13 protein-coding genes are annotated in these 15,301 nt (G+C 60.0%); 7 read left to right on the top strand and 6 right to left on the bottom strand.

The annotated features are described in order from the left end of the window. Positions 1-40: 40 nt before the first annotated feature. The 6 genes from grxD to ACP15U_RS12585 form a co-directional block, all read right to left on the bottom strand. Positions 41-403, bottom strand: a complete 363-nt coding sequence (gene grxD, locus ACP15U_RS12560) for a Grx4 family monothiol glutaredoxin (RefSeq protein ID WP_425045488.1) — start codon at positions 401-403, stop codon at positions 41-43. Continuing rightward, positions 396-671 (bottom strand): hypothetical protein, encoded by a 276-nt coding sequence (locus ACP15U_RS12565; protein ID WP_425045489.1) that lies wholly within the window; start codon positions 669-671, stop codon positions 396-398. Before ACP15U_RS12565 ends, grxD begins: the two co-directional genes overlap by 8 nt. Before the next feature lie 17 nt (positions 672-688). After that, the gene (locus ACP15U_RS12570; protein ID WP_425045490.1) at positions 689-925 is read right to left on the bottom strand and encodes a BolA/IbaG family iron-sulfur metabolism protein; all 237 of its coding nucleotides are present in this window, start codon (positions 923-925) and stop codon (positions 689-691) included. A gap of 161 nt (positions 926-1,086) precedes the next feature. Then, positions 1,087-3,246, bottom strand: a complete 2,160-nt coding sequence (purL, locus tag ACP15U_RS12575) for a phosphoribosylformylglycinamidine synthase subunit PurL (protein WP_425045491.1) — start codon at positions 3,244-3,246, stop codon at positions 1,087-1,089. Positions 3,247-3,408: 162 nt separating this feature from the next. After that, positions 3,409-5,712 carry a mechanosensitive ion channel family protein gene (locus ACP15U_RS12580; protein WP_425045492.1) on the bottom strand — a complete coding sequence of 768 codons (2,304 nt, stop codon included), beginning with the start codon at positions 5,710-5,712 and terminating at the stop codon, positions 3,409-3,411. Positions 5,713-6,004: 292 nt separating this feature from the next. Further along, a complete protein-coding gene (locus ACP15U_RS12585; RefSeq protein WP_425045493.1) occupies positions 6,005-6,910 on the bottom strand; it encodes a LysR family transcriptional regulator in 906 nt (301 codons plus the stop codon). 171 nt (positions 6,911-7,081) lie between these two features. On the opposite strand from ACP15U_RS12585, the gene ACP15U_RS12590 reads away from it, so the two are divergent. The 7 genes from ACP15U_RS12590 to ACP15U_RS12620 all read left to right on the top strand — a co-directional run bounded on the left by ACP15U_RS12590 (position 7,082) and on the right by ACP15U_RS12620 (position 15,227). Beyond that, a complete protein-coding gene (locus tag ACP15U_RS12590; protein ID WP_425045494.1) occupies positions 7,082-10,501 on the top strand; it encodes an indolepyruvate ferredoxin oxidoreductase family protein in 3,420 nt (1,139 codons plus the stop codon). 82 nt (positions 10,502-10,583) lie between these two features. Then, positions 10,584-11,462 (top strand): lysophospholipid acyltransferase family protein, encoded by an 879-nt coding sequence (locus ACP15U_RS12595; RefSeq protein ID WP_425045495.1) that lies wholly within the window; start codon positions 10,584-10,586, stop codon positions 11,460-11,462. An 18-nt stretch (positions 11,463-11,480) separates the two neighbouring features. Further along, positions 11,481-12,290 (top strand): glutamate racemase, encoded by an 810-nt coding sequence (locus ACP15U_RS12600; RefSeq protein WP_425045496.1) that lies wholly within the window; start codon positions 11,481-11,483, stop codon positions 12,288-12,290. Between the two features lie 119 nt (positions 12,291-12,409). After that, entirely contained in the window at positions 12,410-13,438 is a 1,029-nt protein-coding gene (gene argC / locus ACP15U_RS12605; RefSeq protein WP_425045497.1) for an N-acetyl-gamma-glutamyl-phosphate reductase, read from the top strand. A 7-nt stretch (positions 13,439-13,445) separates the two neighbouring features. Next, a complete protein-coding gene (ccmE, locus tag ACP15U_RS12610; RefSeq protein ID WP_425045498.1) occupies positions 13,446-13,892 on the top strand; it encodes a cytochrome c maturation protein CcmE in 447 nt (148 codons plus the stop codon). A 154-nt stretch (positions 13,893-14,046) separates the two neighbouring features. Beyond that, positions 14,047-14,658 (top strand): holin-associated N-acetylmuramidase, encoded by a 612-nt coding sequence (locus tag ACP15U_RS12615; RefSeq protein WP_425045499.1) that lies wholly within the window; start codon positions 14,047-14,049, stop codon positions 14,656-14,658. After that, positions 14,649-15,227 (top strand): holin family protein, encoded by a 579-nt coding sequence (locus tag ACP15U_RS12620; RefSeq protein ID WP_425045500.1) that lies wholly within the window; start codon positions 14,649-14,651, stop codon positions 15,225-15,227. The genes ACP15U_RS12615 and ACP15U_RS12620 overlap by 10 nt, the downstream gene beginning before the upstream one ends. The last annotated feature ends 74 nt before the right edge of the window (positions 15,228-15,301 follow it).

Consider the following 15,301-nt stretch of genomic DNA (forward strand, 5'->3'; position numbering starts at 1 on the left):
CGGCGCCAGTTCCTGACGGCTTATTCAAGCGCCATTCGGATCAGCTGTTGGCTTCGCGGATCTTGTCGGCGGCATCCTTGTCATAGGTGATGCCATTTGCATCGAACATGGTGTCCAGCTCGCCCGACAGGGTCATCTCGGTGATGATGTCACAACCGCCGACAAACTCTCCCTTGATATAAAGCTGTGGGATGGTGGGCCAGTCTGAGAAATCCTTGATCCCCTGACGGATTTCCTCGTCGGCCAGCACGTTCACATCGGTATAGTCGACGCCCATGTAGTTCAGGACACCGGCCACGCGGCTTGAGAACCCGCATTGCGGCATTTCCTTGGTGCCTTTCATGTAAAGCACCACGGAATTGGCCTTTATGGTATCGTCGATCCGGGTTTTTGCGTCACTCATGTTGCGTTTCCTTGTTCTCTGCGCCCTTGGCGCGGTGTTCGTTTCGAGGCCGGTTTTGCGCCTCAACTCTCATCTCTTCACTGTCGCTGTCGATCTGCACCTTTGTCACGCCATCCACTTCCCAAGGGCGGCGTTTCAGCTTGGCTGGGTCAGGGCGCATATCGACCAGCGATCGTTTCCGGTTTCGCTTCACATAGGCCTCGATCAGCGCCGCGACAACCACGACGGAGGCAATGCCCCCGGCGATCCAGGCGAGCCAGCCGCTCATGGTCGCGCCCGCCCGGCCTAGTCCGGCGCCTTGGTCGTCAGAGCCAGTGCGTGCAACTCGCCGTTCGAGCCGTCCATCTTGCCCTTCAGCGCCGCATAGACGGCCCGTTGCTGTTGCACCCGGTTCTTGCCGCGAAAGCTCTCGTCTACCACCATGGCAGACATGTGAACGCCATCGTCGCCGCCGACCTGAATCTCCGCGTCGGGAAAGGCTTCGCGAAGCAGATGTTCGATCTCGTGTGCACTCATCGGCATGAAGGTTTCTCCTGAAAAACTGCTTCAAGATGTAGAGCGATGCGCGGGGGGGTGCAAGAGAAGAGCAAGACTGCCTGGGGTCACTCTGCGCGGAATGTCAAAGGCGCGCCGGGTTGAGCCGACGCGCCGTGAACTTGATGCAGGGGGCTGTCTGCTCGGGGTCAGGCCACCGCGTCGGCAAAACTTGACCGGAACGTGTCTTGGAGCTCCGAGAGCGGCGCCTCGGACGAGCCGATCTTGACGGTGTCGCCGGTAAACCGGCCGACAGCTGCAATCGGAACGCCGACCTGACCGGCTGCGATCATCAGGGCCTCGGCCTGATCGAAATTACAGGCCACCAGATAGCGGCCCTGATCTTCGCCGAACAGGTATTCGGTGGGCGCCTCATCGAGCTGCACGCCGATGCCGGCGGCCTCGGCCAGCTCAAAGGCGGCCAACGCCAGACCACCATCACCCAGATCGGTACAGGCCTTGATCATCTCGCGGTTGGCGCGGATGAAATCGCCGATGCGGACCTCGGCGGCCAGATCCACATGCGGGGCATCCCCGTCCTCGCGGTTGAACACTTCGGCGAGCAGGGCTGATTGGCCAAGGTGGCCGGTGGTTTCCCCAAAGAGCAGGGCGATATGCCCGTCGCGGACCTCGGTTCCGATGATATCGTCTGCCGAACTCAGCAAGCCGACAGCACCGATGGTGGGGGTGGGCAAGATCGCCTGACCGTCTGTCTCGTTGTAGAGCGAGACATTGCCCGAAACGATCGGCATGTCGAGCGCGGCCACAGCGGCACCGATTCCTTTGATGGCGCCGACAAACTGCCCCATGATCTCGGGTTTTTCGGGATTTCCGAAATTCAGGTTGTCGGTGGTGGCCAGCGGTTTTGCGCCCACCGCGGTCAGGTTGCGGTAGGCTTCGGCCACCGCTTGTTTACCGCCTTCCTCCGGATTGGCCCGCACGTAGCGCGGGGTCACGTCGGAGGTAAAGGCAAGAACCTTGTCGGAGCCATGCACACGCACCATGCCCGCGCCCAGACCCGGCGTGCGGGCGGTGTCGGCCATGACCATCGTGTCATACTGTTCGTACACCCATTGCTTTCCGGCATAGTTGGGCGAAGCAAGCAGGGCGCGCAGCCCATCAATCGGATCGATCCGTGGCACGTCCGCCAGCTCTTCGGCCTCGGGTGTCGGAACCCACGGACGATCATATTCCGGTGCGGTTGAGGAGAGCTTCGAGAGCACCAGATCGGCCTTTACCTCGCCGTTATGCATGATCAGGAAGCGGTCTTCGGCGATGGTTTCGCCAACAATGGCGAAGTCGAGATCCCATTTCTCGAAAACCGCGCGGGCCTCGGCCTCGAGCTCGGGCTTGAGCACCATGAGCATGCGCTCCTGGCTTTCCGACAGCATCATCTCGTAGGCGGTCATGTTGTCTTCGCGTTGCGGAACGTTTTCGAGATCCAACCGCACACCGAGACCGCCCTTGTCACCCATCTCGACAGCTGAGCAGGTCAGGCCAGCAGCGCCCATGTCCTGAATGGAGATCACCGCGCCGGTCTGCATCAGCTCAAGCGTTGCTTCCATCAGGCGCTTTTCCGTGAACGGGTCGCCGACCTGAACAGTGGGGCGCTTTTCCTCGATCGTGTCGTCGAATTCGGCGCTGGCCATTGTGGCACCACCGACGCCGTCGCGCCCGGTCTTGGCACCCAGATAGACAACGGGCATGCCGATGCCGGACGCCGCCGAGTAAAAGATCTTGTTACTGTCGGCCAGTCCGGCCGCAAAGGCATTCACCAGACAATTGCCGTTATAGGCAGGGTGGAAACGGACCTCTCCGCCCACACAGGGTACCCCGAAGCAGTTGCCATAACCGCCGATCCCTTCGACCACCCCGTTGACGAGCTGTCGTGTCTTGTGATGATCGGGTTCGCCAAAGCTGAGCGCGTTCATCGAGGCAATCGGCCGAGCCCCCATGGTGAACACGTCGCGCAGGATTCCACCCACGCCGGTTGCCGCACCCTGATAGGGCTCGATGTAGGACGGGTGGTTGTGGCTTTCCATTTTAAAGACAACGGCCTGACCGTCACCGATATCGACCACGCCCGCGTTTTCACCGGGGCCGCAGATGACCTGCGGGCCCGAGGTGGGCAGGGTACGCAGCCATTTCTTGGACGACTTGTAAGAACAATGCTCGTTCCACATGGCCGAAAAGATACCAAGCTCGGTAAAGCTGGGTTCGCGCCCGATGATCTCGAGGATCATGTCATATTCCTCGGGTTTGAGACCATGTGCTTCGATCAGTTCGGGCGTGATGGCGGGTTCCTGCATCGTGTTTTCTGTCCCCAAGGCTGGCAGATGTTGCGCGCCTTTTAGGCCATGCCGAAGGCAGAGGGAAGGGGGAGCACGAAGCCGGTGTGATCCGCAACGAGGAACCGCCGCGAGAAGGGTCCCCGCGGCGGTGATAGCATGTCAAAGCGTCTGCGTCTGATGCTACTTCTTGCCGGAGTCCTGTTCGGCCTGTTCTACCTGCTGGTTCACGGCCTCTCCGGCAGCGGCTCCAATGGCGGCCTTTTGTTCTTCGGTCAGGTGTTCGGCTTCTTCCAGACCCGGGATCGCCACGCGCACCTCACGGCGGGCAAAGTCGATGCCGGCATCCTTGAAGGCGGTCTTGACCCGGTTATAGATCTCTTTGCGGATCGTGAACTGGGTTCCCGGCTTGGCCATGAACTTGCCGCGGATGATCATGCCGACATCGTCGAAGTCGAACACGCCCTGCGACTTGAACGGTTGCAGGAAGCCATCTTTGTGAATCGGATCCTCCATCATCTCGGCGCCGATCTTCTTGAAGATCTTCTTGACCTTGTTGGGATCGGTGTCGAACGGCACGGTAAACTTGAGCTTCATGATGACCCAGTCACGGCTGTAGTTGGTCAGTTTGGGGATCTCGCCATAGGGGATCGTGTGGACTGGTCCTCTGTGGTGGCGTAGCTGCATGGACCGGATCGAGATCTTTTCGACCGTTCCGGTGGTCCCGCCCACATCGACATATTCGCCGACGCGGAAGGCATCGTCGATCAGGAAGAAAATGCCCGATACGATATCTGTCACAAGCTTCTGTGCGCCGAAGCCAATGGCCAGACCGATGATGCCGGCACCGGCCAGAAGCGGCGTGATGTCGATGCCGATCGCCCCGAGGGCCAGCAGGGCAAAAATCACCGCAATGGCAGCCTGCGCAGAAACACGCAACAGCGGCAGGACGGTTGCCAGCCGCGATCCGCCCGCACCGCCGCCTTCTCCGGCTTCTTCATCCTGCGTGGCTCCGGCGGCGGTCATTTCCTTGGCCAGCCGGCGGTTGATCCAGAGCGAGACAACCTCGTTGAGGATATAGCCAACCGCCACGATCATCAGGAATTCGATCAGAGCCGCGCCAAAGTCACCTCCAACGCCGACCGCGGCCATGTTGCGCAGGTCGATATCCCAGGCACCGGCGATTTGCAGGACGATAAAGATCCCCGCGAGAACCCGGCCGATGCGGATATAGCTGCGCTTGGTGGCCCTGTAGGCCTGTTCGGCAATCGGACCTTCGCCGATCATTGGCGGCAGCAGGTGGCGCACCAGTCCCCGGATCAGGGTGTCAAGCGCCGGAGCGACCAGCAGCCAGAACATGGTGATATAATGCGCGCCCTGAAGAAGACGCTGCATCGTTTCGGGGTCGCCGACGGCAGACATCGCCTCGACTGCCAGCCAGGTTGCTGCGGAAACGCCGATCGCGAAATAGGGGAACGCGTTTGACACCTTGACGTCGAACTCCGAGCGGTCGGGGTCGGTGCCCAGCATCATCTGCGTAAGGCCTTCGCGCGCGGTCCACGCAATCACCGCAATATAAATGTGGATGCCCGTGTTCAACCAGAACCCGAGCCGGGTATCAGCAGCGGAAATTCCGTTGAGCGCGTTGAACGTAAGGATAAAAAGCAAGAAGCCGATCAGGATGAACAGACCGATGAGATTTCGGTAGAGGTAAGTGGCCCAGTGGTCGTTCACATTGACCAGCCGCAGATCCGACCGGTGTGGTGCCAGAACAAAGCGGGAAATGGCGGCACCGAGCCGCGGAACCCAGATCAGATACAGCACAAAAGGGGCGGCAAAGGCGATTTCCTGTTGATCGAGAACCCTGCGGCCCACAAAGGTCAGGACCGCATAAAACACCACCAGCCCCAACAGTTCACGGCAGAACCGGCGGAACAGGAAGCTTACAGCGCTGCGCAGGTCGTCGCCGCCTTGCGAGGTTTGCTTGCCCTGCCAGCGGCGGGTCGCAAACTCGGTGGCTTTTTCGGCCGCGTATCCAAGTGCCAGTGCCAGTGCGGTAAAGCCGAACAGGCTGAGCAGTCCGGCACCGCCGAATGTCGAAACGAAGTTCGAGAAGGCTAGGACCTGGTTGCTGAACAGCGCCGGGATTTTCATCACGACGTCGACCCAAGAAGCGAACATGGTGGCCGCCAGCTTTGACATGCGCTTGAAGATGCTTTCGGGCGGGGCAGACACTGCCGCCTGTTCCTCGGCGACTGCATCAAGACGGTCGAGCAACAGGGCGCGGACCTGATCGTCGGACATGCGGGCCACGAGATCGTCGACCTGATCGGGTGTCAGGTCCTCAGGAACAACCGGTGCGGTGTCGGCGGGTGCGGAAGCGCTGCCGGTAACCGGCACCTGTGCCTGAAGCGGTGCAGAGAAACTTGCAAGTGACAGTAGCAGCGCGAAAACACTGGCCAAAAGCGCGCGGATCGGAAAGGTCATGAATTCTGTCCCCGGAAACAATTTTTTCCAAACATAGCCAAGGACCGAACCTTGGCCTAGCCAAATTGTTGAGGAAATGGGCAATTCCTGGTTCGCAGTCAAAAAAAAGGCCGAGCACTAAGCTCGGCCGAAGTCCAACAGGGAGGTATGAAGATGATGAGCGTATAAGCATCATCGCCTTCATGAGTTGATTTAGGCATCACATTCAGCCCGATCAAGGTTTATCATGTCGCACTCGCAGCATTTCCGCTATGCGTTGCAAGCATACCTCAGGTGCCAAGTGGGTAGGGAGTCAGATTTTTCCCATTTCCCGCAACTGCTTGCGATGTGAAATGATTTCATCCTGAACAAAGTCGCGGAAGGCGGCAATGCGTTTGGAGTGCCGTAATTCTTCCGGGTAGGCAAGAAATACGGGCACATCGGCAGTGGCGGTCTCGGGCAGGACCGGCACCAGATCCGGGAAATCCTCGGTCACATAGCTGGGCAGAACACCGATTCCCAGATCGTTCAGCACGCCCTGCAGCACGCCGAAATAGTTGTTTACGGTCAAAAGAGACTGCGGCGAGAACGTCAGCAGGTGCCGAACAAGCTGCGCCGAGGCTCCAACCTGCGCGGCGCTTTCGTTCTGACAGATCAGCCGGTGATCGGCGATATCCTCGGCGCTCTCCGGAGTGCCATTCCGATCGAGGTAATTGCGGGATGCGTATAGCCCCATTGTGACCTGCATCAGGCGCTTGCGGATCAGGTCCGCCTGGCTTGGTTCTTTCATGCGGATTGCCACGTCGGCCTCGCGCATGGGCAGATCGAGCACGCGTTCCTCAAGCATCAGGTCGATCTTGAGATCAGGGTATTTCTCATAGAGTTTGGCCAGCCGCGGCGCAAGCCAGAGCGTGCCGAACCCGAACGTCGTTGTGACCCGCAGGTCCCCGAACACCTCTTCCTCGCTGTCACGGATACGCGCAGCTGCGGCATCGAGGCGCTTGGTCATGGCCTTCGTCGCGTCGAACAAAAGTTCGCCTTGCTCAGTGAGAATCAGGCCGCGCGCGTGGCGATGAAACAGGGTGGAATGCAGCGATTCCTCCAGCGCACGGATTTGCCGGCTGACCGCCGATTGCGACAGGTTCAACTTGTCACCCGCATGAGTCAGGCTGCCTGCATCGGCCACCGCGTGAAATATTCTGAGCTTATCCCAATCCATCTGCATCACTTTCGATCTGTCATCGAAGCCCTATATGAAAGGAATGATCTGCGCTACTTTCAACCGCCTTGCCGTGGCGAAAAGCAAAAAATCCACCTATACAGGTCAGAATTTATGACCTAATATTGGTGAAAGATGTAGCACACTGATCATGCGCGGGGGAGGCGCCCGATGAGTAAGCAAATGATTTCTCTGAACGACAGATTCGATCTGGGCAAGAGCCCGGTTCTGCTTAACGGCACGCAAGCGCTGGTGCGGCTCATGCTGATGCAAAAGGCGCGCGACATGGAGGCGGGGCTTGATACGGCTGGTCTGGTTACCGGGTATCGTGGGTCTCCGCTGGGCGCGGTAGACCTTCAGATGAGCCGGGCGGCCAAACAGTTGGCCGAGGCAGAGGTCACCTTTCAATACGGTCTCAACGAGGATCTAGCGGCGACCGCGCTCTGGGGCTCGCAGCAGGCAGGGTTGCGGGGCGATGGCAAGTTCGACGGCGTTTTCGGCCTTTGGTATGGCAAGGGGCCGGGTGTGGACCGCTCAGGGGATGCGATCCGGCATGCAAACATGGCCGGAACCGCCGAACACGGCGGTGTGCTGATGGCGATGGGGGATGACCACACGGGCGAGAGCTCGACCGTTCTGCATCAATCAGAATGGGCGCTGATGGATGCCTACATGCCGATCGTAAGCCCTGCTGGCGTGCAGGAAATTCTCGACTATGGCGTCTATGGCTTTGCGTTGTCGCGCTTTTCCGGTCTCTGGGTCGGCCTGAAGACCATGAAGGACACGATCGAGGTCACCTCTGTCGTCGATGGGCGTCCGGACCGGATGAAACTGGTGAGGCCACAGTTCGATATGCCCGAAGGGGGGCTGAACATCCGTTTGATCGACGACCGAACGCCGCAGGAGGCACGGATCATCGACTACAAGCGCTTTGCGGCCGAAGCGTTTTCGCATGCCAACAAGATGGACAAGCGGATCTGGGGCAAGCCGGGTGCCAAGATCGGGTTTGTTGCGGCGGGAAAGAACTGGCTGGATCTCGTCCATGCCTTTTCCCTGCTGAATATCGATGAAGTCGAGGCCGAGCGCCTCGGGATCACGACCTATAAGGTCGGGCAGGTTTTCCCGCTGGATATGCAGGGCTTCCACGATTGGGCCGAGGGGCTGGACCTGATTGTCGTCGTCGAAGAGAAACGCAAGCTCATCGAAGTTCAGATCAAGGAGGCGATTTTCGACGATCGCCGCGGGCGTCGGGTCTATGGCTGGTACAAGGGCGGGGCCGGAACGATGCACCGCGAGGAGTTGTTCCCGACCCGGGGCGCGCTCGACCCGATCATGATTGCCGAAAAGATCGGCGACATCCTGATCGAAGAGGGCCGCGACTCTGATGGCATCCGGGCCGGACTCCGGGCTGTGATGGACGCAAAACGGGCTGATAATGCACAGGAAATTGCGGCGCGCCTGCCGTATTTCTGTTCGGGCTGTCCACACAACACCGGAACGAAGGTGCCTGACGGGTCCCGGGCCTATGCCGGGATCGGTTGTCATTTCATGGTGCAATGGATGGATCGCGAAACCCTTGGCTATACGCATATGGGAGCCGAAGGCGCGAACTGGATCGGAGAAGAGCCGTTCTCGACCACCAAGCACGTGTTCCAGAACCTCGGCGACGGAACCTACAACCACTCGGGTGTTCAGGCGATCCGGGCAGCCTTGGCCGCTGGCACCAACATCACTTACAAGATCCTGTTCAACGATGCGGTTGCAATGACCGGCGGGCAGGAAAACGAAGGCGGCTTGAGCGCCGAGCGGATCGTCGGCGAACTGAAGTCGATGGGCGTCAAACATGTCGCGGTTGTCTATGACGAAAAGGAAGACGTGAACTTTGCGGCCTTGCCCAAGGATGTGGAAACCCACGAACGCGCCGAATTGATGAACGTGCAAGAGAAATACCGCGAGATAGAGGGTGTTTCGGCCATCGTCTACATCCAGACCTGCGCAGCCGAGAAACGCCGCCGCCGCAAGCGCGGCACCTTCCCTGATCCGGACAAGCGTGTGTTCATCAACACGGACATCTGCGAAGGCTGCGGTGATTGCGGTGTGCAATCAAACTGCGTTTCGATTGTGCCGGCCGAGACCGAATTGGGACGAAAGCGCGCCATTGATCAGTCGAGTTGCAACAAGGATTTCTCGTGCGTGAAAGGATTCTGCCCGTCCTTTGTGACGCTGGAGGGCGCAAAGATCCGCAAGGAGGCCACGACCGAGATCGACCTGCCGGACCTGCCGCAGCCCTTACTGCCCGAGATCAAGGGCACGCATAATGTGGTGATAACAGGCGTCGGCGGAACCGGCGTGGTCACCATCGGGGCGGTGTTAGCGCAGGCCGCGCAACTGGATGGCAAGGGCGCCGGCATGATGGAGATGGCCGGTCTGGCTCAGAAGGGTGGCGCGGTGCATATCCATTGCCGGCTGGCCGAAAAGCCCGAGGATATCAGCGCGATCCGCGTGGCCACCGGCGAATGCGACGCTCTCATTGGCGGTGATCTGGTGGTCAGCGCCGGTGCCAAGACCATTGGCCTTCTGCGCGGTGGATCGGCAGGGGCCGTTGTCAACAATCACGAGATCATCACTGGCGATTTCACCCGCAACACCGAATTTCAGATCCCGTCCGACCGGCTGGAACTTGCACTGGAAGCGCGGCTGAAGGATCGTCTGGCCCTGTTCGACGCGTCTGAACTGGCCCGGGCGGTGATGGGAGATTCGATCTTTTCGAACATGATGGTTTTTGGGGCGGCGTGGCAGCGGGGGCTGCTGCCGATCCGGCACCAGGCGATCTGGGACGCGATCGAAATGAACGGCGCGGCGGTGGACCGTAATCAGCGTGCTTTCGAAATCGGCCGCTGGGCGGTGGAGCATCCCGAAGAGGTGGCGAAGATCCTCACACCTGCGATCGTCGATCTGCCGAAGACACCGGATCAGAAAATCGATTTTCGGGCGGATCATCTGGTGCTTTATCAGGGCAAGAGGTTGGCAAAACGATATCGCAGGATGCTGGATGGGATCGAGGATTCGGATTTGAAGCTCGCGGTTGCAGAGGGCTATCACAAACTGTTGTCCTACAAGGACGAATACGAAGTCGCGCGCCTGCTTCTGTCGAGCCGGGAAAAGGCGAAGAATGAGTTTGATGGTGATCTGAAAATGACCTTTCATCTGGCGCCCCCGGTACTGGGCGGCAAAGGACCGGATGGTCGCCCCAAGAAACGCGAGTTCGGCGAATGGATGGAAACAACGTTCAAACTGCTAGCGCGGATGAAGGGCCTGCGCGGCACGCCGCTGGACGTCTTCGGATACTCTGCCGAGCGCCGGATGGAGCGTGCTTTGATCCGGCAATACGAAAAGGACATGAAGTCGGTGTTGCCGTCGGTCACAGCCGACAATCGTGACATTGCCGTCGCGCTGGCCCGATTGCCGCTGGATATCCGGGGCTTTGGTCCAGTGAAACAGGCCAACGAGGCCAAGGCGGCCAAGCGCCGCGAGGAATTGCTGGCGGCCTTCCGTGCCGGTGGGCCGGAGCTCGAGAAAGCGGCTGAGTAAAACCGTCACGGTCCCGACACCTGCGCTAGGCAAACTCCGGGTGTGCCCTTAATTACCCAAGGGCAACCCGGAGATCCGTGACATGCCGACGCGACGCCACATTGCCCGCGACATTTCATATGCCCACTCGGCAGAAACCCGCAGTGGCCGAGCCGTGATCCGCCTGATGGAGAACACTACGGGGCGGCTGCGCCTGATCCGCCGGGCCAGCGGTTACGAGCAGGAAGTGGCAAGCGGCCGCGATTTCTGGGAGGTGATAGTCGAACGATACGGGCTGACTCTGGATGTGGTCGGAGGCGCATTGTCGAACATCCCGCCGGATCGGCCTGTGATCCTGATCGCCAATCACCCTTACGGCATTCTCGACGGCCTGGTGATGGGCCATATCCTTGCCCGAACGCGGGGGGATTTCCGCATTCTCGCCAATTCCGTGTTCCGCAAGGCCGAGGACCTGAACCGGATCGTGCTGCCGATCTCGTTTGACGACAGCCGCGAAGCGATGCGCCTGAATCTCGAGACCCGCAGCAAGGCACTGGACTATCTTAGGCAAGGCGGTGCGATCGGGGTTTTTCCGGGCGGCACCGTTTCGACCGGGGCCCGGCCGTTTTCGCATCCGATGGACCCGGGCTGGCGTGGCTTTACCGCGCGGATGGTGAGCAAATCCGAGGCAGTTGTCGTTCCGCTGTTTTTCGACGGGCATACCAGTCGGCTGTTCCAGATCGCCAGCCACCTCCATCAAACCCTGCGCATGGGCCTGCTGATCAAGGAGTTCAAGAAACGGGTGGACACGCCGATACGTGTGGTCATCGGAGAGCCGATCCAACGCGACATTCTCGACCCATTGGCGAAAGACTCCCGGCAGATGATGGATTTTCTGCGCAAAGCCACGTATGAGCTGTCTCCGACACCGCTGGAATCTTTTGATTACGGCTATGAGTTCGAGGAGCGGCACCGGGCCTGACCCGGTACGGTAAGGCAGATGGCAGTAGGCATATTCGATTCGGGACTGGGCGGGCTGACCGTTCTGAACGCCGCGCAGACGCGGTTGCCCGATGTGGAGTTCCTGTATTTCGCGGACAGCGCCCACGCACCATATGGCGTGCGGGACGCAGAAGATATCTATCAGCTGACCCGTTCGGCTGTGAATGATCTGTGGAACCGGGGGTGCAACCTCGTGATCCTTGCCTGCAACACCGCGAGCGCCGCCGCCCTGCGCCGGATGCAGGAAGAGGGCGTGCCCGAGGGCAAGCGTGTGCTGGGTGTGTTCGTCCCGCTGATCGAGGCCTTGACTGAACGGCAATGGGGCGACAACTCGCCACCTCGTGAGGTTGAGACCAAGCACGTCGCGTTGTTCGCCACGCCTGCGACAGTCTCGAGCCGGGCCTTTCAGCGGGAACTGGCATTTCGGGCGATCGGTGTCGATGTCGAGGCGCAAAGCTGTGGCGGGGTTGTTGATGCCATCGAGGACGGCGACATGATCCTTGCCGAGGCACTGGTCCGGTCACACGTGGACGCACTGAAGCGCAAGATGCCTCACCCGCAGGCGGCTATTCTCGGCTGCACGCATTACCCGCTGATGGAAAAGAGTTTTCAGGAGGCACTGGGACCGGGGGTCAAGGTTTTCCGTCAGGGTTCGCTGGTGGCTGACAGCCTTGTAGACTATCTGGGCCGGCATCCAGACATGGCCGGCGCCGGCAAGGGTGGGTACCTCACCACTGGAGATCCCCGCAGGGTAAGCGACCGGGCAACGCAGTTTCTTCGACGACAGATCTCGTTTGAAGCGGCCTGAAGCCGGGTCGGCCGTGATCGATCTGACTTAGGTCAAGGCGGACGCCTGCGCGGCGTCCTATTGCAGCCGCAGCACTCCTGCGGTTTTGATGAACACCACGAAACATGAAGAGGTCTGACATGACCCACAAAATCGCGATCCTTGGCGCCAGCGGTTACACCGGCGCGGAACTGGTGCGGCTTCTGGCCGGTCACCCGAATATGGAAATCGTTGCGCTGTCGGCCGAACGCAAGGCCGGTCAGACCATGGCGCAAGTGTTTCCGCACCTGCGGCACATGCAGCTACCAACCCTGTGCAAGATTTCCGAAATCAATTTCTCCGGGATCGACCTGTGTTTCTGCGCATTGCCGCACAAGACCAGTCAGGAGATCATCCGAGAGCTGCCCAAGACACTGAAAATCGTCGATCTTTCGGCTGATTTCCGGTTGCGGGACCCGGCAGAATACCAAAAATGGTATGGTAACCCTCACGTCGCACTGGCCCAGCAGGCCGAGGCGGTATACGGCCTGACCGAATTTTACCGGGATGAAATCCGCGAAGCCCGGCTGGTGGCCGGAACCGGCTGCAACGCCGCGACCGGGCAATATGTGCTGCGGCCGCTGATCTCGGCCGGAGTGATCGACCTTGACGATATCATCCTTGATCTCAAATGCGCCGTTTCCGGTGCTGGCCGGTCGCTCAAGGAAAATCTGCTGCACGCGGAACTGAGCGAGGGCTACAACGCCTATGCAATCGGCGGAACCCATCGGCATCTGGGCGAGTTCGATCAGGAATTCTCAAAAATTGCCGGCCGTTCGGTCCACGTTCAGTTCACACCGCATCTGGTTCCGGCCAACCGGGGCATTCTGGCGACCACCTACGTAAAAGGCGACCCGCAAAGCGTATATGAAACGCTCTGCGCCGCCTATGAGAAAGAACCTTTCATCGAGATGCTTCCCTTTGGAGAGGCGCCGTCGACCCATCATGTGCGGGGCTCGAATTTCTGCCATATCGGCGTCACGGCGGATCGGATCGAGCGTCGCGCTATCGTGGTCGGAGCGCTCGACAACCTGACCAAGGGCAGCAGCGGTCAGGCCTTGCAGAATGCCAATCTGATGTTAGGTGAAGCTGAAACCACGGGGTTGATGATGCCCCCCCTGTTCCCATGAGGACGGTATGAAATCGCTGAAGAAACAACGCCGTATTCAAGTGGTCCTTCTCGCGGTGGTTGCCCTGATCGCGGCGACCGGCCTGATCGGTTACGCGATGCGCGACGGTATCAACTACTTCCGGTCTCCCAGCCAGCTGGTCGAGGAACCGCCAAAATCGACCGAGGTTTTTCGTATCGGCGGTCTTGTCGAAGAAGGCTCTTTGCAGCGTGGTCAGGGGGAAACGGTCCGGTTCTCGGTCACGGATGGCGGGGCCAGTGTGCCGGTTGTCTTTACCGGCGTGCTGCCAGATCTCTTTGCCGAGAATCAGGGAATGGTCGGGACCGGAAAGTTTGTGGACGGGGTTTTTGTAGCTTCGAAAATCCTCGCCAAACATGACGAGACCTACATGCCAAAAGAGGTTGTGGACGCGCTGAAAGAGCAGGGTGTCTATCAGGAGCCGGAAGGCAGCTGACACCTAACCGCCGGGGGCAGAGGCCCATCGGCGGGCAGATGCACATGTCTCCATTCGGGCGTTGCGCGGTCAGGCCGGGCAGCGCCCTTTCTGTTTCACCGTGGTTAACCGGGATGTTTCAGCTTTTGCGCCATCTCATTCCGGAGGGGCTTTGATGCAGGATGTGCGGCAGATGGCAGAAGAGATCGTGACGCGGGAAGGCGGGTTCGTGAACGACCCGGATGATCCGGGCGGCGCGACCCGATGGGGCGTTACCGTGCACACCATGCGGCGGCTTGGTCTGGATCTCGACGGAGATGGTCTTGTCGAAGCCAATGACGTGCGCAGGCTGAGCCGTGCCAAGGCCGTCGAGATCTTTCTGGAACACTATTTCAGACGCCCCCGGATTTCGGAGATGCCGGTGGCCTTGCAGGCCAGCCTGTTCGACATGCAGGTGAATGCTGGGACCAATGCCGTGAAGATCCTTCAGCGGCTATTGTGTGACATGGGATATCGGGTGGCCGTGGACGGTGTGATCGGCCCGCAAACATTGCAGGCGACGCGGGATGCGTCACGGCCGGACCCCGCAGCCTTGCGCGATGCGTATGGGGTGGCACGTCGGAACTACTATTTCCGGCTGGCAGACCGGCGGCCCGCGTTGCGGAAATACGTGCGCAGGCGATCGGGCGGCAAGGGGGGCTGGATCAGGCGTGCCGAAGAGTTCCTGTCACCACAGTTTCACCTGACCGGAAGCCAGTTTCGGGAAAGGATCTCGGCATGGGGATGATCGCGGGTCTATTCGATCTTTTGTTTGGGGGCGGGCGCAACCTTGTCCGCGAAACGGCCGAAGTGTTCGTCGAGAACTCGGAGGCGGAGGCACAGCGCGCCCATGACGCGGGGAATGCGGCCCTGCAGCAGTTTGCGGCCGAATTTGCCAGATCCCAAACTACGGGGTTCGATCGCTTCATGGACGGGCTCAACAGGGTGCCGCGCCCTGCCTTGGCGCTTGGCACGCTCGGTCTGTTTGTGGCCGCGATGGCAGACCCCGTCTGGTTCGCTGAAAGAATGCACGGGATTGCGCTGGTGCCCGAACCTTTGTGGTGGTTGCTTGGGGTGATCGTGTCGTTCTATTTTGGATCCAGGCATCAGCGGAAATCTCAGGAATTTCAGCGAGATATCGCCGCTACTTTATCTCGGACTCCGCAGGTTGTTCGCGGGTTGTCTGATCTTCGGTCTCGGACGGCGCAGAGCCCGGGCGCGGCTGGCAGCGGCACCGAAGCAAACCTGACGCTGGCAGCGATGGAGCCTGAACCGAACCCGGCGCTGGAGGCATGGCGGCGCAAGCGTTCGGCCTGAGCCATCAGTCCGCCCCGTTGAGATTGCGACAATCGGGCCGGGCGGACATGCGGTCACAATGCTGCGTTTGCCAT

This window comes from Primorskyibacter sp. S87 (assembly GCF_049801055.1).
Lineage (GTDB): Bacteria > Pseudomonadota > Alphaproteobacteria > Rhodobacterales > Rhodobacteraceae > JBNAGF01.